Here is a 22,014-nt window from a genome sequence, read left to right as displayed (position 1 = left end):
CTCAGCACAAGAGCAAGCGCTTAGCCGTTTGACTCGATTCCCGCGATCCGCGCGTCCAGCTCCTTGATGTGCCGCTTGAGCGCCACGCTCCGGTAGCTCTCCTCCACCCACTCGCTCAGCACCTCGACGGTGGGCGCCCCCTTCTCCCCCAGCGGTACGGTGACCCAGCCCGACCGGCCCAGGCCGTAACCGGTCGGCTCGGCGCCCGGTGCGGTCATCGCATGCCCGTGCAGCGCCTCGTCCTTGAGCTTGACGGACAATCCGGGCTGCTGCGGCCCGTCGACCGTTCCCAGGAAGACGAAGATCTTCTTGTTGACCTTGATGACGCAGTCATCGGGCCCCCAGGGGTGGTCCTCCACGGCCTCCGGCAGTCCGAGAGCGAACTCCCGCACCGCCTCCCACTTGCGCACACCGGCCTTCATGAAAACCTCCAGACTCCGCGGGTCCGACCTGCTCAGACGGTCAGTCATCCTCACGCTAGCCCTCGCCACCGACACCGCGCGGGAGGCCGCCGCACGGGCGGCTGCCCGGCTTGCACCGGGCTTGCGCCAATTGTCCCGGCGGCCCGCCTCCGCGCCGCGGAGCAACGGGGCTACCCGTGAAGGCACGGGCTCCAGGGCTATGTACCCTGAGCGGGCTTTCGAATCCTGCTCAAACATTTCAACAGAAAATGGGGGGCCGGTGCTCAATCGCCGACTCGCAGTTTCCGCCGCCTTCATAGCGGCCGGCATTGGTCTCATACCGGGTGTCGCCCACGCGGACGACCCGACCCGCGTCGACCCCAGCGGAGTGAGCGTTCCCGACCTCGCCGAAGCCGCAGCGGAGAACTTCCGCACCTTCAAGAGCCCGGCCGACCGCTCCGTCCGGAAGGCCCCCGCGGCCACCGAGGACAAGGCGACCACCCAGGCGGAGAGCGCCGGCAACCCGGACCTCGCGGTCGGCCTGGGAGGCTACAACACGAGCGCCCACGGGCTGGAGCTGGACGTCTCCGTCAACAGCGCGCCCGGCGCTTCCCTCAGCGTGCACATCGCCTGGGGCGACGGCACGACGAGCCAGCAGAACATCGTCGGCAGCGCCGAGTTCGCCACGCCGCACAACTACGCGGAGCTCGGCACCTACACGGTCACCGTCACCGTCACGGACGCCGCGAACAACACCTCGGCCACCAACTCCGTCGCGGTCACCACGGCCGGCTCGGACTTCACCGCCTACGGCCCCACCCGGCTGCTGGACACCCGCAACGGCACGGGCGCGGCGCGGGCCAAGGTCGCCCCGTACTCCGCCTCCCGGGTCAAGATCGGCGGGAACGGCGGCATCCCGGCGGGCGTCACCGCCGTGGTCCTGAACGTGACCGTCACCAACACCACCAGCGGCGGCCACGTCACGGCCCACCCGTCGGGCTCCACGCGCCCGACCACCTCGAACGTCAACTTCGCCCCCGGCCAGACCGTTCCCAACCTGGTCATCGTGCCGGTCGGCAAGGACGGCTACGTGGAGCTCTACAACGGCGGCTGGGAGTCGATCGACCTCATCGCCGACGTCACCGGCTACTTCACCCGTACCGCCTCCAGCGGCTACACCCCGATGGCGCCGGTCCGCTTCGCCGACACCCGTGAGGGACTCGGCACCGCCCGGGGCCAGCTCGCCGGCCAGTCCTCGTTCGGCCTCCAGATCGGCGGCAGCCGCGGCGTGCCGTCCGGCGTCACCGCCGTGGCGCTCAACGTGACGGTCACCAACCCGCGCGAGGCCGGCCACCTGACCGCCTACCCGAGCGGGCAGCAGGCGCCGACCGCCTCCAACGTGAACTTCAGCGCCGGTCAGACCATCGCCAACTCGGTGATCGTCCCGGTCGGCGCCGACGGCCGGATCAACATCCGCAACGGCGCCTGGATGCCGACCGACGTCATCGTCGACGTCGTCGGCTACTACAGCACCGCCGGCGAGGGCTCCTACATGAGCGTGCAGCCGCTGCGCTGGTTCGACACCCGCGACCCCGAAGACGGCTACTACGGCAAGGTGCCGGGCCGCGAATACGTGGGGTCGGACTTCGCGGTGGGCTACCCCGACATCACGGGCATGGTGCTGAACACCACGGTCACCAACCCTGACGGTCCCGGCTTCCTCGCGGTCGCACCGGACCCCAACAGCATCGAGCAGTACGAGAACGGCACGGCCGTCCGGCCGACTCCGCCGACCTCGTCCACGCTGAACTTCACGGCCGGCAAGACCGTCCCGAACCTCGTCCAGGCGAGCACGGGCGACAACGGCATCATCGACTTCTGGAATCAGTCCGACGGCGACATCGACCTGATCGTCGACCTGTTCGGCTACTACGACAAGAACTGATCCACCGGCAGGTGGGACCACCGCGCCCCGGGAACGGCCGTCCAGGCCGTCCCCGGGGCGCGGTTCGTCCGGGTCCGCCCACCTCGTCCAAGCGATGCGCGCCCGCACGGGCGCCGCTGCCCGCACCTGCTCGCACAGCCGGCCGAAGCGCACGCTAGCCTCAGCCTCCGACCGCACCTGGAGGAGCCGTGATGAGCAACGAGACGCGCCCGAGCGATCCGGAACGGCCATACGACGTGGTGCTCTTCGGCGCCACCGGGTTCGTGGGGGCGCTCACCGCCGAGTACCTCGCCGCGCACGCCCCGGCGGGCTGCCGGTGGGCCCTCGCCGGACGGGACCTGGCGAAGCTGGAGCGGCTGCGCGAGCGGCTGGCCGCGGACCATCCCGGATGCGCCGCGCTGCCGCTGCTGAAGGCCGACGCCCAGGACGCCGGGGCGGTGCGCGAACTGGCCGCCTCCACGCGGGTGCTGGCCACGACGGTGGGACCGTACGTCTGGTACGGGGCGGAGCTGGTGGCCGCCTGCGCCGAGGCGGGTACGGACTACGTGGACCTCACCGGCGAGCCGGAATTCGTGGACCGCATGTACGTCCAGAACGACGCGCGCGCCCGGGAGACCGGGGCCCGGCTCGTGCACGCCTGCGGCTTCGACTCGATCCCGGCCGACCTGGGGGCGTACTTCACGGTGCGCAGGCTCCCCGAGGGCGTCCCGCTGAGGGTGGACGGGTTCATGCGGTCCAACGCCCTCTTCTCGGGCGGCACCCTGGCCTCCGCCCTGACCGCGCTGAGCCGCGGCCCGCAGACCCTGGCCGCCGCGCGGGCGCGTCGGCTGTACGAGCCCCGGCTGCTGGGGCGGCGGGCGCGCGGGCCGGTGGGGGCGCCGCGGTTCAGCCGGGAGACGGGCACCTGGGCGCTGCCGCTGCCCACACTGGACCCGCGGATCGTGGCCCGGTCCGCGGCGGCGCTGGAGCGGTACGGCCCGGACTTCCGCTACCGGCACTACGCCTCCGTCGAGAACCTCCCCGTCGCGGTGGGCGGTACGGCGGCGCTCGGCGCGACGGCGGCCCTCGCCCAGCTCCCGCCGGTCCGGCGGTGGTTCATGAACCGCTGGGAGCCGGGCCGGGGCCCGGACGCGGAGCGGCGGGCGCGCAGCTGGTTCACGGTGCGGTTCGTGGGCGAGGGCGGCGGACGGCGCGTCCTCACCGAGGTGGCGGGCGGCGACCCGGGTTACGGGGAGACGGCGAAGATGCTGGCGGAGTCGGCGCTCTGCCTCGCGTACGACGCCCTGCCGCGGGCCGCCGGACAGCTGACGACGGCGGTGGCGATGGGCGACGCCCTCATCGCCCGCCTCCAGCAGGCCGGGATCACCTTCCGGGTGGCGGACGCACGCTGAGGGCCGCACACCGACGACTTCCCCCGGCTGCCCGCCGCCTGCTACGACGCTTCGCGCAGGGCGCGGCGGCAGAGGGAGTCGGCGTGCCGGGTGGTCTCGGGGATCCGGAAGCGGGGGCTCAGGGCCAGCACGTGGGCGCACGCGTTGTCCAGTGAGACGCGGTGCCCCACGGAGACGTAGACCGGCTTGACCTCCTCCCGCGTGCGCAGCGCCCGGCCGACGACCGAGCCGTCGGGCGCGAGCAGCGGGGCGGCGTCCCCGCGCCGGGGCCCCGGTTCCTCGTAGGTGAAGGTGAACGGATTCTTCGCGACCCCGATGGTCGGCAGGCCGGTGACGACCCCGAGGTGGCAGGCGAGGCCGAAGCCGCGGGGGTGGGCGAGTCCGTAGCCGTCGCAGACGACGAGCCCGGGCTGGGTGGTGAGGCCGTCGAGGGCGGCCAGCACGGTCGGCAGTTCGCGGAAGGCCAGCAGGCCGGGCACGTAGGGGAAGCTGACGCGACCGACCGCGGTGGCCTGCTCGACCACCTCCAGGGTGGCGGCGTCGAGCACCACGGCCGCGGCGGCGACGAGGTCGCGCGCGTCGTCGTAGGCGACGTCCACGCCCGTGACGAGCCCGCGGCCGGGCGGCGGGCCGGGCTCGGTGAGCACGACCTGATGGCGTAGTTCGTCCTGTATCGCCCGGGCCTCGGCCTCGTCGGCGGGGGTCTTCTCACGAGTCATGATGGTGCGAGAGTAGCCTGGCGATCATGTTCGTCATGGAGCTCACTTACACCGCGCCCGTCGAAGCCGTCGAAGAGGAGATGGACGCCCACATCGCCTGGCTGGACGGCTACTACGCGGCCGGCGTCTTCCTCGCCTCGGGCCGCAAGGTCCCGCGGGACGGAGGCGTGATCCTGGCCGGCGGGGTCTCGCGGGCGGAGATCGAGAGGATCGCGGCCGAGGACCCCTTCACGGTGGCGGGCGTCTGCACCTACCGCATCACGGAGTTCATCGCCACGAAGACCTCGGCGGACCTGTCGACGGTCCGGGAGAGCCCGGTCCTCTAGATCCGGTCGGTGCACCCGCGCGTGATCACCGCCGCTCCAGTCGGCCCACCCGGCCCTTCTCCCCCGCCACCCAACAGCCGGCGTCCGCCGCGCAGTCGACCGTGTCGAACGAGCCGGTATCCAGCGCCCGCCAGCTGCGGCCCCCGTCGGTCGTCACGTCCGTCCCGGTCGGGCCAACCGCCAGCGCCGTACCGCGGCTGTACGGATACCAGGCCGCCCCCGAGCGGTAGGCCGGCGGCGGAGTCGCCGCCTGGGTCCAGGTGTGCCCGCCGTCGCGGGAGACGGCCGCGGCCCGCGGAGAGGCCTGCCCGGTGCGGTAGTCACCGCCGACCGCGAGGCCCGTCGTACGGTCGCGGAAGGCGAGGGCGAACACGCCGCGCGCCGGGTCGCCCGCCGGGAGGGTGGAGTCGGCGGCCCGCCAGGTGAGCCCGCGGTCCGCGGAGTGCAGGACCCGTGCGGCGGCCCCGCCTCCCGTGGCCAGCCAGACGTCGCGCGGGCCGGAACCGACCAGGCACTGGCCGCTCGCGGCGAAGCCCGCCTCACCCGGGAGCGCCTCCGGCATCCCCTCGTTCGGCAGCACCCGCCAGCTCCGCCCGCCGTCGTCCGTGGACAGCATGCGGAACCGGCCGTCGACCGGGTCGCTCATCGCCAGCCCGTGCCGGGCGTCGAAGAAGGTGAGGCAGTCGTAGAAGGCGCGCGGGTCCGGGTTGCGGAAGGTCTCGGTCCAGGTGGCGCCGCCGTCCTCGGTGCGCAGCACCCGGGACGCCTCGCCCTCCCCGATCGACAGGGCCACCGCCCGGCGCGCGTCGAAGGCCTCGATGTCCCGCAGTTCCAGTTCTTCCGCGACGGCGCCCGGCGGCGAGACGTCCCGCCAGCTCCGGCCGCCGTCGACGGTGCGCAGCACCGTCCCCTGGGAGCCGGCCACCCAGGCCGTCGAGCGGCTGACCGCCGCCAGCCCCCTGAAGCGGGCCTCCTTGCCGGTCTCCTTCAGCGCCCAGCCCGCCGCGCGCAGGTTGCCGGCCCGGTCCGCCTCGGCCGGCCGTCCGCTCCCGCCGGTGGAGTCGGCGTGGGCGGGCGCCGCAAGCACCCCGATCGCCAGAACCGCCGCGCACATGCCCATTCCCAGAGGTCTCATGGCGCCGGAAGCTAACGCACCCCCGATGGACCGTCCAGGGCGCGTTTGCGCCTCCCGTCGCCGGCTGAGCGTGACTTTGCGCCTGTCGAGTGATCGGTAACCGGCCGTACTTCGTCCTCTCCGGGGCTTGGGGCGCCGACCCGGCGCCCTTCCGGCACACCCCTTCACATGGTTACTCGGTGCGATCACACAGATACCTTCCGGCCAGTCGGTGACACAGCTCACGCGAGCGGGCGTGCACTGATTCGCCGATTCCCGCGTCTATCGGGTTGCCGGACTCCACCCACAGGTCCAGCAGCAGATCCGCCGCAAGGGAGTGAGCCTTGATCACTGTCATCGAACAGGCCGTACAGGCACGTCTGATCGCCGCCGCGCCGAAGGTCGAGACCGTTCCCGTCACGCTCGGCTACGATCGCGCGGATCCCTTCGCGGTACGCATGGCCTTCCCCGCGCCGGCCACCCTGGAGGGCGTGGAGGTCTCGTGGACCTTCGCCCGCGAGCTGCTGGAGTCCGGGCTCGACCGCCCCTCGGGCGACGGCGACGTCCGGGTGCGCCCGTACGACGGCGACCGGACCACGATCGAATTCCACGCGCCGGAGGGCGTCGCGATCGTGCTCATGGCGACGGCCGAGCTGTACCGGTTCCTGGAGCGGGCATCGACCGTGGTCCCGCCCGGCCTGGAGCACCTCTACCTCGACATGGACCACAGCCTGGCCGAGCTGCTGCGCGACAGCTGCTGACCGACGCGCCCCCGGCGACCGCCGATGACCGCTGTGGCTACCGGTGACCGCTCTGGCGCCGCGCAATTCGCTTGCGGGCGGTTTTGGCCGCCCGTAACTTCGTAGCTGCCCCATCGCCGTCGAAACGGAGCAGGACATTGCTCGTCTGAGGTTCGAGACACCGACCCGGCCACGCCGTCAGCGCCCCGCGCCCTGACCGTCCGACCCCGTCGGCCGTCTCCCCGCGTTGCACGCACCACTCACGCAACCTGGAGGCCTCCATGAGTCATGCCCCTGCTTTCATCACCTGCTCCGCCCTGTCCTTCGACTGGCCTGACGGCACTGCCGTGTTCGACGGATTCCAGCTCGCCGTCGGCCCCGGACGTACGGGACTGATCGGCCTCAACGGCTGCGGCAAGTCCACCCTGTTGAAGCTGATCGCCGGTGAGCTGAGCCCCTCCGGCGGCCAGTTGTCTGTCGCCGGTACGGTCGGCTACCTCCCGCAGACCGTCACCCTCGACACCTCGCTCCGTGTGGACGAGGCCCTCGGCATCCGCACCACCCGCGCCGCCCTGCACGCCATTGAGGCGGGCGAGGCCACCGAGGCCAACTTCACGGCGGTCGGCGACGACTGGGACGTGGAGGAACGCGCCCTGGCCGCTCTGGACGAGCTCGGGCTCGCCCGGATCGGCCTGGACCGCACCGTCGGTGAAGTGTCGGGCGGCGAAGGGGCGTTGCTGCGACTGGCCGCCCTGCTGCTCGCCCGGCCCGATGTCCTGCTGCTGGACGAGCCCACCAACAACCTGGACCTGCGGGCCCGGCGCCGCCTGTACGGGGCGGTCGAGAACTGGGCCGGGGTGATGGTCCTCGTCAGCCACGACCGGGAGCTGCTGGAGCGGGTCGATCAGATCGCCGATCTGCGGGACGGCGAAGTCCGCTGGTACGGCGGGAACTTCAGCGACTACGAGGAGATGCTCGCCGCCGAGCAGGAGTCGGCGCAGCGGATGGTCCGCGTCGCGGGGGCAGACGTCCAGCGGCAGAAGCGCGAGCTGGCCGACGCGCACGTCAAGCTGGCACGGCGCAAGCGGTACGGCCAGAAGATGTACGACAACAAGCGCGAGCCGAAGATCGTCATGGGCGCCCGCAAGCGCGCGGCGCAGGAGTCGGCCGGCAAGCACCGGATCATGCACACCGAGAAGCTGGCGCAGGCGAAGGAGCGGCTGGACCAAGCCGTGGACGCGGTCCGTGACGACGACGAGATCCGCATCCGGCTGCCCGCCACCCAGGTCCCGCCGGGGCGGCGCGTCCTGAGCCTGAGCGATCTGCGCCTGGCGCACGGGGCGACCGTGCCGGGCGAATGGGAGCTGCGGGGTCCCGAGCGGATCGCGCTGGTGGGTCGCAACGGCTCGGGCAAGACCACCCTGCTGCGCACGGTCGCGGGGCTGCTCGCGCCCGTGTCCGGGACTGCCGTCAGCCACGTGACCACGCGGTACCTGCCGCAAAGACTGGACGTACTGGACGAAAGCCGCTCGGTGGTGGAGAACGTGGCCCGCTTCGCCCCGCAGGCCACGAACAACCTGATCCGGGCGCGGCTCGCGCACTTCCTCTTCCGGGGAGAGCGGGCGGACCGGCCGGCCGGCACCCTGTCGGGCGGCGAGCGCTTCCGGGCGGCGCTGGCGGCTCTGCTGCTGGCGGAGCCGGCTCCGCAGCTGCTCATGCTGGACGAGCCGACGAACAATCTCGACCTGGCGAGCGTGCGGCAGCTGAGGGACGCGCTGGAGTCGTACGAGGGCGCCCTCGTGGTGGCCAGCCATGACGTGCCGTTCCTGGAGTCGATCGGCATCACGCGGTGGCTGCTGCTGGACGGCGGACTGCGGCCGACGACGGCCGAGGAGGTCCGGGAGTCGCTGTGGCACGAGTAACCGACCGGCGCGGTGGGCACGCGGTCGTCAAAGCAGGCTTGACGGATCACCTGCTCGCGTGACTTTCCTCCCCAGCCGGCCGCTGGAACCGGGCCGGAACTGCATAGATAACTGGAGGTAACCAGACATATGCGTGGTGGGGGCTTGGCTCTGCCTTGATGTCGCGTTTAACCTACGACTCCGTAGGCTACGGAACCGTAGGTAATTCGCTTTTGCACCCAGGAGTACCCGTGACACTCACCTCTCCCCACCTCGGCAGCTCGGAGGCGTGGACCGACGCCAAGCTGCTGTTCGCGCTGGAAGAGGTGGTCGAGAAGGAACTCAACCGCCACCTGAAGGTCACCAAGGACTGGATGCCCCACGAGTACGTCCCGTGGAGCGACGGCCGCAACTTCCCCGGCTTCTTCGAGGACGGCGAAGCCTGGGACCCCAAGCAGTCCAAGGTCACCGAAATCGGCAAGATCGCGCTGGTCGTGAACCTGCTGACCGAGGACAACCTCCCCAGCTACCACCACGAGATCGCCTCGCTCTTCGGCCGCGAAGGCGCGTGGGGCACCTGGGTGCACCGCTGGACCGCCGAGGAGGGCCGCCACGGCATCGTGATGCGGGACTACCTGCTCGCCTCGCGGGCGGTGGACCCGGACAAGCTGGAAGCGTTCCGCATGCAGCACATGTCGGAGGGGTTCGAGTCCGACAACCGCCACTCGATGCTGCACTCCGTGGCCTACGTGGCCTTCCAGGAGCTCGCCACCCGCATCTCGCACCGCAACACGGGGCACCAGTCCGGTGACCCGGTCTGCGACCGGATGCTCGCCCGCATCGCGCAGGACGAGAACCTGCACATGGTCTTCTACCGCAACCTGCTGGGCGCGGCCTTCGAGCTCGCCCCGGACCTGACGATGCAGGCCGTGCGGGACGTCGTGGTCAACTTCCGGATGCCCGGACACGGCATGCCCGGTTTCGAGCGGATGGCCGCCCAGATGGCGATCGGCGGGGTCTACAACCTGCGGATCCACCACGACGACGTCCTGAGCCCCGTGATCCGCTTCCTGAAGATCATGGACATCGACGGCCTCGGCCCGGACGGCCAGAAGGCCCAAGAGGAGCTCGGCCTGTTCATGAACGGGCTGGACTCCGAGGCGCGCAAGTTCGACGAGCGCCTCGCCGCCCGCGCCGCGCGCATCGCGGCCCGCAAGGGCTGACCGATCGCCACCCGCCCGCGCGAGTGAAACCGAAGCCCTGGCAGAGCCCCGCTCTGCCGGGGCTTCGCGTCGTGCCGAGGGGGAGGGCTGGACCGTCAGCCGCGGCGAGGGCGCAGCGCGAGCCGTTCCGACTCCGAGAGGCCGCCCCACACCCCGAAGCGCTCGTCATTGGCCAGGGCGTATTCGAGGCATGCGGCCCGCCCTTCGCACGCCCCGCAGAGCCGCTTCGCGTCGCGCAGTGACGAGCCGGGCTCCGGGAAGAAGAAGCCGGGGCCCGTCTGGGCGCACAGGGCGAGGTCGAACCAGGCGGTGGCGGTGGCGTTGGCGGCGGTGTTCATCGACATGCCGGAGATCCTGGCCGCCGCCGATGGACGTCTGATCAACGCCTGATCAACACCCTGCCGGGGCGTACGCGCCGGCCCGCTCCCGGCGGGCCTGCCAGCAGGCTTGCGGTAGCCCTCCGTACCGAACCACTCCACCCGTACGCGGCTACTCGGGCTTCGCGCGGCTCGGCTGTACGCGCTTCGGTTCGCCCGGCATCTTCGGGTAGTCCGGGGGGTACGGCAGGTCCCCCACGCCGTGGTCGCGTTCGTCCCGGGCCGCCAACTCCAGTACCGCGTCCAGGGTGAAGGCGTGCTCGTCCATGTCCGCGTGCAGGTCGCCCAGCTCGGTGTAGCGCGCGGGCATCGTCACGATGTCGAAGTCGCGCGGCTCCGCGTCGCCCACCTCGTCCCAGCGCAGGGGCGCCGACACCGGCGCGTGCGGACGCGGGCGGACGGAGTAGGCGGAGGCGATCGTGCGGTCGCGCGCCGTCTGGTTGTAGTCGACGAAGATCCGCTCGCCGCGCTCCTCCTTCCACCAGGCCGTGGTGACCCTGCCCGGCATCCGGCGCTCCAGTTCCCGGCCGAGGGCGATCGCGCACCGCCGGACCTCGGTGAAGGTCCAGCGCGGCTCGATCGGCACGAAGACGTGCAGCCCGCGCCCGCCCGAGGTCTTGGGCCAGCCCCGCAAGCCGAGCTCGTCCAGCAGGGCGCGCAGCTCATGGGCGGCCGCCACCGCGTGGTGGTAGTCGGTGCCCGGCTGCGGGTCCAGGTCGATCCGCAGTTCGTCGGGCCGGTCGGTGTCATCGCGCCGCACCGGCCAGGGGTGGAAGGTGAGGCAGCCAAGATTGGCGGCCCACAGGACGGCGGCCGGTTCCGTCGGGCAGATCTCGTCGGCCGTGCGGCCGCTCGGGAAGGCGATGTGGGCGGTCGGGATCCAGTCCGGAAGGTTCTTCGGCGCCCGCTTCTGGAAGAAGGACTCGCCCTCCACTCCTTCCGGATACCGCTCCAGGGTCGTGGGACGGTTGCGCAGGGCTCGCGTGATGCCGTCCGCGACCGCGAGATAGTACTCGGCCACGTCCCGCTTGGTGAGGCCGCGCTCCGGGAAGTAGACCTTGTCCGGGCTGGACAGCCGAACCGTCCGCCCGCCCGCCTCCAGCTCGATCGCATTACCGGCAGCACCCATGTGCGCCACGGTAGGCGCGCCTGGCCGGGTGCGCATACCGGGCGAGGCCGGACGTACCACCGCAGAATCTCCAGTATGGATCTGCCGGTGATGCCCCCCGTGAAACCGATGCTCGCCAAGTCCGTGTCCAAGATCCCGCCGGGCATGCAGTACGAGGCCAAGTGGGACGGCTTCCGTGCGATCGTCCACCGCGACGGCGACGAGATCGAGATCGGCAGCCGGACGGGCAAGAGCCTGACCAGGTACTTCCCCGAGCTGGTCACCGCCCTCACCGCCAACCTGCCCACCCGGTGCGTCGTGGACGGGGAGATCGTCATCGTTCACGGCGGCCGGCTCGACTTCGACCTGCTGACCGAGCGGATCCACCCCGCGCAGTCCCGCGTCACCATGCTCGCCGAGAAGACGCCCGCCGGTTTCATCGCCTTCGATCTGCTCGCGCTCGGCGACGAGTCGCTCCTCGACACCCCGCTGGCCGACCGCCGCACCGCCCTCGTCCAGGCACTCTCCACCGCTCGTCCCCCCGTTCACATCGCGCCCGCGACCACCGACCGCGTGCTCGCGCAGGAGTGGTTCGAGCAGTTCGAGGGCGCCGGTCTCGACGGGGTGATCGCCAAACCGCTCGATCTCCCCTACCGGCCGGACACCCGCCTCATGTACAAGATCAAACATGAGCGTACGGCCGACGTCGTCGTCGCGGGTTTTCGTTTCCACAAGAGCGGTCCGATTGTCGGATCATTGCTCCTCGGCCTGTACGACGACCACGGCACGCTCCAGCACGTGGGTGTGTGCGCCGCCTTCCCGATGAAGCGCCGCGCCGAACTGCTCGACGAACTCGAACCGCTCCGCATGCCCGACCCGGAGGGCCACCCGTGGGCCGCGTGGGCCGAGGAGGCCGCCCACGAAAGCGCCCGGCTGCCCGGTGCGCAGAGCCGCTGGACCGGCAAGAAGGACCTGTCCTGGGTGCCGCTGCGGCCGGAACGGGTCGTGGAGGTGGCGTACGACCACATGGAGGGGGACCGCTTCCGGCACACCGCGCAGTTCCGCCGCTGGCGCCCCGACCGGGAGCCGCGCAGCTGCACCTACGCCCAGTTGCAGGAGGCCGTCCGGTACGACCTCGCCGAGGTGCTGGGCGCGCCCCCCGTCACCTGAGCGGCCGGGCCCCGTACCTCGGGCCTGTGTACGTCGGCCCGCGCACGCTGGTGCGATCGGCCGGTCCGTCGAATCAGCCGGTGTGGTCAGCCGCGTCGCGCCGGCCGGCGCCGGCGCGGTGGGCCTCCAGCGCCCGCCGGGTCTCCTCCTCGATCAGGTCGGCGTTGACGGCGACGGCCGCGCGCACGCCCTGGGCCGCCGCGCCGGCGACCTTCTCCATCGGGGAGGTCACATTGCCGGCCGCCCAGACGCCCGCGAGCGCGGTGGTCCCGGTCGCCGGGTCGGTCGGGACGCAGACGCCGACCACCTGGCCGTCCCGCTCGACCGTGGCCGTCGGCAGGCCCAGGCTGGTCAGGACGCCGGAACGGGCGGTGAACCGCGGCGCGACCACGAGCGCCCGGCAGGCCACGGCCACCCCGCCGGCCAGGGTCACCCCGCTCAGCCGGTCGTCGCTCACGGCGAGGCCGGTCACCTCGCCCTCGACCACCTCCACGCCCCGGGCGGCCAGCAGCTCCCGGTCCTCCTCGGTGAGCTTCCAGGTGTGGGACAGCAGCATCGTGCGGTCGCTCCACTGCCGCCAGAGCTGGGCCTGATGCACGGCGAGCGGCCCGGTCGCCAGCACCGCGATGGGCTCGTCCCGTACCTCCCAGCCGTGGCAGTACGGGCAGTGCAGCACGTCGCGCCCCCAGCGCTCCCCGAGGCCCGGCACCGCCGGAAGCTCGTCCACCAGACCGGTGGCGACCAGCAGCCGCCCCGCCCGTACGGTCGAGCCGTCCCCGCAGCGGACGAGGAAGCCCCCCTCGGGCAGCCGGTCGGCGGCGATGGCCGTGCCGGGCCGGATCTGCCCGCCGTAACCGACGACCTCCGCCCGGCCCTCGGCCAGCAGACCGGCCGGGCTGTCCCCGTCCTTGCCGAGGTAGCCGTGCATGTGCGCGGCGGGGGCGTTGCGCGGGCTGCCGGAGTCGATCACGAGTACGGAACGGCGGGCCCGGACCAGAGTCAGGGCCCCGGCCAGCCCGGCGGCCCCGCCGCCCACGACCACGACGTCGAACCGTTCGCTCATCATGTTTCCCATACCGGTCACGTTCCGCCCCTCGGCTCCCACTTGACAAACGTCATTGCCGAAGCGGCAAATGGAGTCATGGCCACCGAAGAGCGGGACGAAGAACTCGCGGACGTGCTCACCGCCGTCGGCCCGCGGCTGCGCGCCCTGCGGCAGCAGCGCGGCACCACGCTGTCCCAGCTGAGCGAGATCACCGGAATCTCCCTCTCCACCCTCTCCCGGCTGGAGTCCGGCCAGCGCCGGCCGACGCTGGAACTGCTGCTGCCGCTGGCCAAGGCCCACCGGGTGGCGCTGGACGAACTGGTCGGCGCCCCCGAAACCGGGGATCCGCGGATCCGCCCGCGCCCCTTCGTCCGCAATGGCGGCACGTACATCCCGCTGACCCGCAACTTCGGCGGGGTACACGCCTTCAAGCAGATCCTCCCGCCCCTCGCGGTCCCGCCGCCCGAGCCCGAACTGAAGGTGCACGAAGGGTACGAATGGCTGTACGTGCTCTCCGGACGCCTCCGCCTGCTGCTGGGCGAGCACGATCTCGTCCTCGGCGCCGGTGAGGCCGCGGAATTCGACACGCACACCCCGCACGCCTTCTTGAACGCGGGTCCGCAGCCGGTGGAGTTCCTCAGCCTCTTCGGCCCGCAGGGCGAACGGATCCACGTACGGGCCAGGCCCACCACCTCGGGCTCCACGAGCCCCACCCGCACCACAGGCACCTGACCCAGGCCACCGACCCGACTCACCCCCCCCTCGACTCGCCTCAACCCCCCTCGACTCGCCTCGACTCGACTCGAACAAAGAATCGCCATGACCGTCCCCAACGAGCGCCCCCAGCACCCCGAGCGCCCCGAGCGGGCCGTCCCCGTGCCCAACGCCGTCGTCGGCGTTGGGCTCGTCGTCGTCGCCCCGGACGGCCGGGTGCTGCTCGGCCAGGCGCACGACGGCCGCTGGGAGCTGCCCGGCGGCAAGGTCGACCCCGGGGAGGGCTTCGAGCAGGCCGCCGCGCGGGAGCTCACCGAGGAAACGGGCCTGCGGGCGGCCGCCTCGGGGATCCGGGTCCTCGCCGTCCACATGGAGGCGGAGTCCGACGTGCCCCGGCTGACCGCGGCCGCCGTCACCACCACCGCGCAGGGCGTCCCGACCGTCACCGAGCCGCACAAGATCGCCCACTGGCGGTGGTTCTCCCCGTCCGAGATCCCCTCGGCCCTCTACCCTCCGTCGGCGGCCGTGCTGCGCACATGGCGACCACGTCACCCGGAGCTGCCGCACGTGCCCTCGTACGACTATCCGATCACAGCCGCGGACCTCCACCCGGACGGTGACATCGACACGCCCGGCCCGGTCTCCACGGACATCAGCGCTGCCTGCGAAACAGCCACCGGCACCGGCACGGAGGCGTGCACGGGCTCCTGAGGCACCAGGCCGCCCGGCGAAGGCAGGTCAGCGCAGGTAGCCCAGGCCAGGGTGGGCCGCCGCGTACCCGTCCAGCAGCCGTCTGGCCACCGTCACCGAGTCCACCAGCGGGTGCAGTGCGAAGGCCTTGACCGCGGTCGCCCGCGAACCGCTCGCGGCCGCGGCGAGTACCTCCCGCTCGACCGCCTTGACCGCCGTGACCAGACCCACCGCGTGGAGCGGCAGCGGGGCCACGCGCACCGGGTGGGCGCCGTTCGCGTCGACCAGGCAGGGCACCTCGACGACCGCCTCCGCGTCGAGGACCGACAGCGTCCCGCGGTTCGGCACGTTGAGGATCAGCGTGGCCCGCTCGTCCCGGGCGATCGCCCGCATCAGCGCGAGCGCCACCTTTTCGTAGCCCCCGGACTCCAGGTCGCTCTCGTCGCGCTCGCCGACGCCCGCCGCCTCGCGGTTCTCGGCCATGTACGTGGCTTCGCGCTCGGCCCTGGTCCGCTCCCAGGCGGCGAGCGCCGCCCCGGCCGACTGCCCGGACCGGCCGGCCTCGGCGTAGAAGCCGCGCTGCTGCTCGCGCAGGAAGGCGCCGCGGGTCTGCCCGGCGTCCTGGTAGGCCCGTACGGTGTCGCGGCTGAAGTAGTAGTAGTGCAGGTACTCGTTCGGGATCGCGCCGAGCGAGCGCAGCCACTCGGCTCCGAAGAGCCTGCCCTCCTCGAAGGACTCCAGGGCGTCGGCGTCGGCCAGCAGCCGGGGCAGTTCGTCCCGGCCGCCGATGCGCACCCCGCGGACCCACCCGAGGTGGTTGAGGCCGACGTAGTCGATCCAGGCCTCCTCCGGCCGGGCTCCCAGCAGCCGGGCGATGCGCCGGCCGAGCCCCACCGGCGAGTCGCAGATGCCGATCACCCGTTCCCCGAGCTCCTCGGCCATCGCCTCGGTGACCAGCCCGGCCGGGTTGGTGAAGTTGATGACCCACGCCTCGGGGGCGATCCGGGCGATGGCCCGCGCGATCGCCCGGGCCACCGGCACGGTGCGAAGCCCGTAGGCGACCCCGCCCGCGCCCACCGTCTCCTGGCCCAGCACCCCCTCGGCCAGGGCGATCCGCTCGTCCGCCGCGCGCCCTTCCAGGCCACCGACGCGGATGGCGGAGAAGACGAAGTCGGCTCCGCGCAGGGCCTCGTGGAGGTCCCCGGTGGCGTTGACGACGGGGGCGTCCGGCACTCCGGCGGCGGCCGCCTGGTCGGCGAGGACCCGGGCCATGGCGCCGAGGCGGCCGGGATCCTCGTCGTACAGCGTCACGTGGGACACGCGGCCCTCGGCGTGGTCCCCGAGCAGCGCTCCGTACACGAGCGGGACCCGGAACCCGCCCCCGCCAAGGATCGTCAGCCGCACGCCCTACCGCCCTTCACCAGTGCCACGACGCGTGCCACGGCGAAAAGGCCACGATCCGCGGCATCCGCGGCGTCCGCACCCTGCGGCGCACCCTGGGCGCACCACCGCGTACACGTTCAGGGCACCAGTGTCCCCCGGCCGCTCACTCCCCCAGCGACGGCACGGCGCGCAGCCGCGCCCCCTGCTGCTGCGGCAGCCCGCCGCCCCGGACCGGACCCACCGGCGCGCCCTGCGGCGCGGAGAGGATCAGGGTGATCCGGGTCAGCCCCATCGCATCGAGCATCCGGCTGGTTTCGGCCACCATCCGGCAGCGGACCAGGCCCCACCGCGGGTCGGGATGGCGCACGGTGCGCACCGCCCCGTCCTGTTCGGCGGCGTGGGCGCCGTGCGTACTCAGCCAGTGCGGCACCCCGTACCGGTAGGCCGCCTCCATGAACGGATCGCGGGCCACCTCCTGGCGGATGCTGCGCAGCCCCTCGTCCTCGGGCGCCTCGGAGAGCGCGGTCGCGAAGCGGGCCAGCAGCGGTACGCACCAGGCCGGTTCGTGGTCCTCCAGCACGGCCGCCGCGTCCGGGTGGAACAGCACGAAGCGCAGGAAGTTGTCGTCCGGCAGGGCCGTCGGGTGCGGCCGTACGGACTGGAACAGCTGGTCGAAGGCGGAGTTGGTGAGCGCGACGTCCCAGCGGTGGTCCACGAGGAAGCTGGGGTGGGGCAGGGACTCCATGAGCGCCGCGTAGTCGCACAGGTAGTCGCGCTGGGCCGGGTCCGTCGGCAGCCGGTTCCCTTCGTCGGCCCGCCAGGTCGGCGGCGGGTCGCGGTCCACCATGACGCGGAAGAGCCAGAAGCACTGCCGCTCGCTCATCTCCAACGCCTCGGCCAGGGCGAGCAGTTTGCGGTCGGTCCATTCCTTGACCAGGCCGCGCTCCCAATTGCCGTACGCACGCACGCTGATGCGCAGCCGCGCCGCCAGGTCCTCCTGGCTCAGGCCCAGTTCTTCCCGACGCTGGCGCAGGATTTCCTTGCGCCGCTCCGACCGCACGGCGCCGCGTGCGGACTCGTCGCCCGGCAGGCGGTCCTCACCGGCTGGGGCGAGGCCGTCGGACGGGCTCACCGCTGCGAGATGTGGCACCGAGAGCTCCCCCTTCTCACGGTCTGGATCTTCATTTCCGTGTGGCGATCCTGCTACCGACTTCATTCGAGTGTCAACTATTGTGGCAGTTCCAGCCTCTTGACAGCTCATTCCCGCCACAGCTGTGGCACGTTCTAGCCCTTCCAAGGCAGAACGGCTAGATTCCAGAAGCCGACCATGTGCCCGAACCGACTTCGCGCGATCTAGGAGAACCACTGGTGACAGACGGCTTCCCGGCTCCCGTCGCGGTGGCCCACGCACCCCTGGCGGCCACCGTCACGCGTGTCGCCGAACTCGCGGGCAAGATGGGCCGCGATCTGAATCAGGTCTTCGACCTGCGGCGCCTCTCCGAGGCCTCGGGCGTACCCGCGGACGTGGTCAGGAACCTGCTGGAGGGACGGCCGGCCGGTGAGCCCGATCTGCAGACCCGCTTCCTCCAGCGCCTCGACCTGCTCCGGCGCACCCGCCTCAAACCCAACGGCCGCCGCTACACGCAGCAGGAGATCGCGGACGGCGCGGGCATGTCCCGGCAGCAGGCCGGCGCCCTGATCAACGGGGACCGCCGGCCCACCATGGAGCACTGCGACGCGATCCAGCGCTTCTTCGGGGTGCACGCCGGTTTCCTCACCGCCCACGACGCCGACGCCCTCACCGACGCGCTCCAGCGGACCGAGCAGCAGCTGCTCCAGGACTTCGCGGGCCGTACGCGGGAGACGGCACCCGCCGCTGCCGCTTCGGTGGGCGATCCGCTGGCCAGGCTGCTCCAGAACCACGGGGTACGGGGCATCGCCTGGCGCGCCGCCCAACTGCCCAGCGACAAACACCGGGACAAGGTGACCGAATGGCTGGACATGCTCCTCGAAAGCGTCAAACCGAATGAATCCTGACCCAGTCGAAAGCTGGGTCTGATCCTTGAGTCCTGATCCGGATCCGCGCCGACGGGGAGAACGGTGAGCATAGGCAGAGAGCAGCGGCGGCTGTGCGGGGAGCTGGTGGCCGGCATCCGGCTGACCGCGCCCGTGGAACCCGTGGACCTCTACGCCGCCCTCTGCGAGGGCATGAGCAGACACCGCGGCCGCCGGGTGGACTTCCGGATGGCCTCGTTCCCGGCGGGGACGGCCAGCGGCCTGTGGCTCGACATGGCGGACCGCGATCTCGTGGTGGTCGAAGAACGCACCGCTCCCGACCACCAGTTGGTGATCCTGGGTCACGAGCTGTGGCACATGAAGGCCGGCCATTGCAGTCACCACGTCGACGGGGCGGCCGTCGCCGCGCGGCTGCTGTCCGACGAGGCCGATCTCGGCGAAACGGTCCGCCGCGTCGCCGCGCGCACGCGCGCCGACGTCCAGGAGGAGACCGAGGCCGAAACCTTCGGCTTACTGCTGGGCAGCCGGTGCCGGACCTGGCTGGCCGGATCGGCGAGCCACCGGGCTCCGGCCCAGCGCGACCAGTTGGCGGGCCGTATCGAGGCCTCGCTCGGATACCGGGGGCACAGGAACGACCGTTGAACGGCGAGGACTACTACATACCGGCGGCCGCGATGGCGATCTCGCTCGCCTTCAAGCTGCCGGCGCTACGGCACAACTGGCGCGACCCGCTGCTGCGGTCGGTCTGCGCCCTGCTGACCCTGGCCGGAGCGGTGTTCACCTTCGCCGCCCCGCCCACCATCGAGGCCGTCAACCGCTGGACGGGCATCGTCAACGTCTCCGCTCCCCTCGTCTACTGCCTGATCACCGCCTTCAGCGCCTCCTGCCTGGTGCTGGTCGTCAACTGGCGGGGCGGGCCGCCCGAACAGACCCGGCGGGTCTCGCGGCGCTGGATCCTCGGCTACAGCGCCGTCATCGTGGTTCTGATCGTGCTCTTCGTCCTCGGCGAGGCCCCCGTCGAGCGGCTGCGCGACTTCGACACGCATTACGCGAACACGCCCTACATCGGCCAGATGATCGGCCTGTACCTGCTGGCGCACCACGTGGCCGCGGTCGTGATGGTGGCCATGTGCTGGCGCTGGTCCCTCCAGGTGCGCGGCTGGCTCCGGGTCGGCCTGGTGATCATCGTCTGCGGCTACATGTTCAACCTCAGCTACGACGCCACCAAGATCTCCGCGGTCGTCGCCCGCTGGACGGGCCACAACCTCGACGGCCTGAGCACCTTCGTGGCCCCGCCGCTCGCCGCCGTGGGCGCGCTGATCAGCGCGATCGGTTTCGTCCTCCCGCTGGTCTGCCAGCGGCTGTCGGACAACTGGCAGAGCTGGACGACGTACCGGCGGCTCGGCACGCTCTGGCAGGAGGTGCGGATCTCCGCGCCCGGCGGCGCCGCCCCCGGCGTGCGGATGTCCTGGTGGTCCGCCGCCGAACTGCGGGTGATCCAGCGGGAGTCGGACATCCACGACGGGTTCCTCCACCTCGGCCCGTACTTCGACCGCCACCACCGCGACGACGCGTACGAGCGGGCCGTCGCGGAGGGCTCGGACGAGGAGACCGCCCGCGCGGTCGCCGACGCGGCGATGGTCGCGGCCGCCGTACGGGCCCGGTCGGCCGACCCCGAGGGCGCGGTCATCGGGGCGGCCGCCGAGGAGACCGTGTCCGACACCGCCGACGGCCCGCGCGATCTGCTGCGGATCTCCCACGCCCTGCGCCATTCACCGGTGGTGGCGGCCCTGCGCCGGCAGGTGGTGCTGTCGGGCGGCGGCGGGCCCGGCTGAGGATGTCCGGGGGCACGGCCCGCGAGGCTCAGCGCGCGGCCGCCACCGCCGGCTTGGGGAACAGGTCCTGGAAGGGCTCCGCCGAATCGGTGCCCTGGCGCCCGTAGGGGGCGTCGAAGCTCCACACCATGAACAGCAGGAACACGATCAGCGCGCTGAACAGCCCGGCGAGCAGCAACTCCCGCCCGGAGCGGCGGATCTGCAGCGCGAAGATCAACCCGACGGTGACCACCCCGCCGACCAGCAGCCCGAACCAGACCACCCCCGGCAGCGTCGACTCGGAGCTCTGCGCCCGCGCGTGCCGGGCGTCGTCGGCGGCCGCGATGTGATCGAGCAGCGGCTGATAGGCCTGCGCCTGCAGCTCGTTGGCAGGGCTCTGGTGCGTGAGGTCGCCGCGCAGCTTGCCGAGCAGTTCGGCGCCTTCAGCGGACGCGCTCTCGCCGGAGGTCAGCAGCGGCCAGTCCACGGCGAGGGTGTGGGAGACGTACGCGTCCACCTCGGCGCGGATGCGGTCGCGGACGGGGGCGGGGTAGACGTCGGCGCGCTGGGTGACCTCGTACAGCGACTGGGCCTCGCGGCGCACGCTGTCCTCGGCGGCGCCGCGTGCCTCCCAGACGCCGGCGATGGCCAGGCCCAGCACGATGGCGTAGACCACACCCACCATCATCGTCATGTACTCGATGACGTCGGGGGTTTCGCTGGTGTCCTCGTCGTCCGCGACGCGGCGGTGCCGGATCGTGGTGATGGTGAAGACGAGGGCGCAGACGAGCGCCATGGCGATGGCCAGAACCACCCATTGGGACACGTGGATTCTCCGTTGCGGATCAGTGGAGGAGGGATGCGCAGAGGTCAGCCGCGACTCTTGGAGCGCGGCCGCAGGGCGGCGGCGGCCAGGACGGCCGGCGTGGTGACGACGACCATGAGCATCATGGTGGACATGCCGTCCGGGCCGCGTCGCTCAAGGGCCACAGCGCGGTACGGACGCACGTGGAAGGCGCGCGCGGGCGCGGCGGCGGCCTTGGCGGCGGGCGGGGCGGGTGCACTGCTTGGCGGAGGCCCGGCCGCGTCGGCGGCAGCCGGCGGGGGGGCCGGCGGCTTCGCATCCCCCGCCCCCGCCTTCGCCCCGGGCCCGGCCGGCTCCGGCCGGGCGGGAAGCTCCGGCTCGGGAGTCCGGCCGGGGTGGCGCACGGTCGGCCGTGCGCTCCCGGGGGCGGCCATCGGCGGCGAGGGCCGCGGGGAGGGCCGTACCGAGGGCGGCGCGGCAAGGCCCGGCCGCGGTGGCCCGGCCGGCACGCACACGTCGACCCGGGCGCCGTCGCCCGCGACCGCCACGTGGCCGTGCAGCGGGCACAGCGCCGCGACCAGACCCGCCCCGGTGAGGTGCAGCCAAGCGACCACCGCGCGTCTCCCGTTTCCGCAGCACATATGAGGGTTACGGCTGAAGAAACGATCAGAGCGGCTCTTCGACACGCGGCAGACAGGTCAAGATCCTTGGCCGACGGACGACTTCAAGCCATCACCCCGGCCCCCGGGGACGCGTGAGGGGCGCGACCCCGAAGGCGGTTTCTAGCGGTCGTCGCAACACGTGGTTGGTTTGATCAAGCTGCGAGTAGTTTATGCAGGCGCTCGGCTGGGGTTTCCCAGCCGAGCGTTTTGCGTGGGCGGCCGTTGAGTTCGGCGGCGACGGAGGTGAGGTACTCGGGGGTGTGGGCGGACAGGTCGGTGCCCTTGGGGAAGTACTGCCGCAGCAGGCCGTTGGTGTTCTCGTTCGAGCCGCGCTGCCAGGGGCTGGCCGGGTCGCAGAAGTAGACCGGGATGTCCGTGGCGACGGTGAACTCGCCGTGTCGGCTCATCTCGCTGCCCTGGTCCCAGGTCAGGGACCGCTTCAGATGGGCGGGCAGGGTCTGGACGGTGGT

23 protein-coding genes are annotated in these 22,014 nt (G+C 72.1%); 12 read left to right on the top strand and 11 right to left on the bottom strand.

What is annotated here, in order from left to right:
* Positions 1-20: 20 nt before the first annotated feature.
* Positions 21-422: an MmcQ/YjbR family DNA-binding protein gene (locus ACWDX7_RS10510; RefSeq protein WP_451490073.1), complete on the bottom strand. Its 402-nt coding sequence runs from the start codon at positions 420-422 to the stop codon at positions 21-23.
* A gap of 259 nt (positions 423-681) precedes the next feature.
* On the opposite strand from ACWDX7_RS10510, the gene ACWDX7_RS10505 reads away from it, so the two are divergent.
* Together ACWDX7_RS10505 and ACWDX7_RS10500 are read left to right on the top strand one after the other, a co-directional pair.
* Positions 682-2,346, top strand: a complete 1,665-nt coding sequence (locus ACWDX7_RS10505; protein ID WP_451490072.1) for a PKD domain-containing protein — start codon at positions 682-684, stop codon at positions 2,344-2,346.
* A gap of 191 nt (positions 2,347-2,537) precedes the next feature.
* Positions 2,538-3,737, top strand: a complete 1,200-nt coding sequence (locus ACWDX7_RS10500) for a saccharopine dehydrogenase family protein (protein ID WP_451490071.1) — start codon at positions 2,538-2,540, stop codon at positions 3,735-3,737.
* Positions 3,738-3,778: 41 nt separating this feature from the next.
* Here the strand turns inward: ACWDX7_RS10500 and ACWDX7_RS10495 are convergent, their stop codons facing one another.
* On the bottom strand, positions 3,779-4,456 hold the full coding sequence (locus ACWDX7_RS10495; RefSeq protein WP_451490070.1) for an endonuclease V: 678 nt from the start codon (positions 4,454-4,456) through the stop codon (positions 3,779-3,781).
* Between the two features lie 26 nt (positions 4,457-4,482).
* Between ACWDX7_RS10495 and ACWDX7_RS10490 the strand changes: the two genes are divergently transcribed.
* Positions 4,483-4,782, top strand: a complete 300-nt coding sequence (locus ACWDX7_RS10490; protein ID WP_451490069.1) for a YciI family protein — start codon at positions 4,483-4,485, stop codon at positions 4,780-4,782.
* Between the two features lie 25 nt (positions 4,783-4,807).
* Here the strand turns inward: ACWDX7_RS10490 and ACWDX7_RS10485 are convergent, their stop codons facing one another.
* Complete coding sequence (locus tag ACWDX7_RS10485; protein ID WP_451490068.1) at positions 4,808-5,917, bottom strand: WD40/YVTN/BNR-like repeat-containing protein; 1,110 nt, start codon at positions 5,915-5,917, stop codon at positions 4,808-4,810.
* 323 nt (positions 5,918-6,240) lie between these two features.
* On the opposite strand from ACWDX7_RS10485, the gene ACWDX7_RS10480 reads away from it, so the two are divergent.
* The 3 genes from ACWDX7_RS10480 (at position 6,241) to ACWDX7_RS10470 (ending at position 9,760) form a co-directional block, all read left to right on the top strand.
* Positions 6,241-6,657: an SsgA family sporulation/cell division regulator gene (locus ACWDX7_RS10480; RefSeq protein ID WP_451490067.1), complete on the top strand. Its 417-nt coding sequence runs from the start codon at positions 6,241-6,243 to the stop codon at positions 6,655-6,657.
* A 260-nt stretch (positions 6,658-6,917) separates the two neighbouring features.
* Positions 6,918-8,558: an ABC-F family ATP-binding cassette domain-containing protein gene (locus ACWDX7_RS10475; protein WP_451490066.1), complete on the top strand. Its 1,641-nt coding sequence runs from the start codon at positions 6,918-6,920 to the stop codon at positions 8,556-8,558.
* 230 nt (positions 8,559-8,788) lie between these two features.
* Positions 8,789-9,760, top strand: coding sequence for an acyl-ACP desaturase (locus ACWDX7_RS10470; protein ID WP_451490065.1), 972 nt, complete (start codon positions 8,789-8,791; stop codon positions 9,758-9,760).
* A gap of 95 nt (positions 9,761-9,855) precedes the next feature.
* On the opposite strand, the gene ACWDX7_RS10465 is transcribed toward ACWDX7_RS10470, so the two are convergent.
* Positions 9,856-10,104: a WhiB family transcriptional regulator gene (locus ACWDX7_RS10465; RefSeq protein ID WP_451490064.1), complete on the bottom strand. Its 249-nt coding sequence runs from the start codon at positions 10,102-10,104 to the stop codon at positions 9,856-9,858.
* Positions 10,105-10,249: 145 nt separating this feature from the next.
* A complete protein-coding gene (ligD, locus tag ACWDX7_RS10460) occupies positions 10,250-11,266 on the bottom strand; it encodes a non-homologous end-joining DNA ligase (RefSeq protein WP_451490063.1) in 1,017 nt (338 codons plus the stop codon).
* Between the two features lie 75 nt (positions 11,267-11,341).
* Between ligD and ACWDX7_RS10455 the strand changes: the two genes are divergently transcribed.
* On the top strand, positions 11,342-12,415 hold the full coding sequence (locus ACWDX7_RS10455) for an ATP-dependent DNA ligase (protein WP_451490062.1): 1,074 nt from the start codon (positions 11,342-11,344) through the stop codon (positions 12,413-12,415).
* Positions 12,416-12,488: 73 nt separating this feature from the next.
* Here the strand turns inward: ACWDX7_RS10455 and ACWDX7_RS10450 are convergent, their stop codons facing one another.
* Positions 12,489-13,490, bottom strand: coding sequence for an NAD(P)/FAD-dependent oxidoreductase (locus ACWDX7_RS10450; protein WP_451490222.1), 1,002 nt, complete (start codon positions 13,488-13,490; stop codon positions 12,489-12,491).
* A 66-nt stretch (positions 13,491-13,556) separates the two neighbouring features.
* On the opposite strand from ACWDX7_RS10450, the gene ACWDX7_RS10445 reads away from it, so the two are divergent.
* Both ACWDX7_RS10445 and ACWDX7_RS10440 read left to right on the top strand, forming a co-directional pair.
* Complete coding sequence (locus ACWDX7_RS10445; protein ID WP_451490061.1) at positions 13,557-14,192, top strand: cupin domain-containing protein; 636 nt, start codon at positions 13,557-13,559, stop codon at positions 14,190-14,192.
* An 87-nt stretch (positions 14,193-14,279) separates the two neighbouring features.
* A complete protein-coding gene (locus tag ACWDX7_RS10440; RefSeq protein WP_451490060.1) occupies positions 14,280-14,885 on the top strand; it encodes a nucleotide triphosphate diphosphatase NUDT15 in 606 nt (201 codons plus the stop codon).
* Between the two features lie 27 nt (positions 14,886-14,912).
* Here the strand turns inward: ACWDX7_RS10440 and ACWDX7_RS10435 are convergent, their stop codons facing one another.
* On the bottom strand, positions 14,913-16,268 hold the full coding sequence (locus ACWDX7_RS10435; RefSeq protein ID WP_451490059.1) for a 6-phospho-beta-glucosidase: 1,356 nt from the start codon (positions 16,266-16,268) through the stop codon (positions 14,913-14,915).
* Positions 16,269-16,410: 142 nt separating this feature from the next.
* On the bottom strand, positions 16,411-17,397 hold the full coding sequence (locus tag ACWDX7_RS10430) for a helix-turn-helix domain-containing protein (protein ID WP_451490058.1): 987 nt from the start codon (positions 17,395-17,397) through the stop codon (positions 16,411-16,413).
* A gap of 218 nt (positions 17,398-17,615) precedes the next feature.
* Here ACWDX7_RS10430 and ACWDX7_RS10425 point away from each other — a divergent pair, with 218 nt between their 5' ends.
* The 3 genes from ACWDX7_RS10425 to ACWDX7_RS10415 all read left to right on the top strand — a co-directional run bounded on the left by ACWDX7_RS10425 (position 17,616) and on the right by ACWDX7_RS10415 (position 20,098).
* Positions 17,616-18,284: a helix-turn-helix domain-containing protein gene (locus tag ACWDX7_RS10425; protein ID WP_451490057.1), complete on the top strand. Its 669-nt coding sequence runs from the start codon at positions 17,616-17,618 to the stop codon at positions 18,282-18,284.
* Positions 18,285-18,347: 63 nt separating this feature from the next.
* Positions 18,348-18,905, top strand: a complete 558-nt coding sequence (locus ACWDX7_RS10420) for a toxin-antitoxin system, toxin component (RefSeq protein WP_451490056.1) — start codon at positions 18,348-18,350, stop codon at positions 18,903-18,905.
* On the top strand, positions 18,902-20,098 hold the full coding sequence (locus tag ACWDX7_RS10415; protein ID WP_451490055.1) for an MAB_1171c family putative transporter: 1,197 nt from the start codon (positions 18,902-18,904) through the stop codon (positions 20,096-20,098). The genes ACWDX7_RS10420 and ACWDX7_RS10415 overlap by 4 nt, the downstream gene beginning before the upstream one ends.
* 28 nt (positions 20,099-20,126) lie before the next feature.
* On the opposite strand, the gene ACWDX7_RS10410 is transcribed toward ACWDX7_RS10415, so the two are convergent.
* The 3 genes from ACWDX7_RS10410 to ACWDX7_RS10400 form a co-directional block, all read right to left on the bottom strand.
* A complete protein-coding gene (locus ACWDX7_RS10410) occupies positions 20,127-20,903 on the bottom strand; it encodes a bestrophin-like domain (protein ID WP_451490054.1) in 777 nt (258 codons plus the stop codon).
* 44 nt (positions 20,904-20,947) lie between these two features.
* A complete protein-coding gene (locus ACWDX7_RS10405) occupies positions 20,948-21,496 on the bottom strand; it encodes a hypothetical protein (protein ID WP_451490053.1) in 549 nt (182 codons plus the stop codon).
* A gap of 200 nt (positions 21,497-21,696) precedes the next feature.
* The coding region (locus ACWDX7_RS10400; protein WP_451490052.1) for an IS30 family transposase at positions 21,697-22,014 on the bottom strand (318 nt) is incomplete at its 5' end.

The organism is Streptomyces sp. NPDC003034 (assembly GCF_053591375.1).
This window is presented reverse-complemented; position numbering and strand designations above follow the sequence as displayed.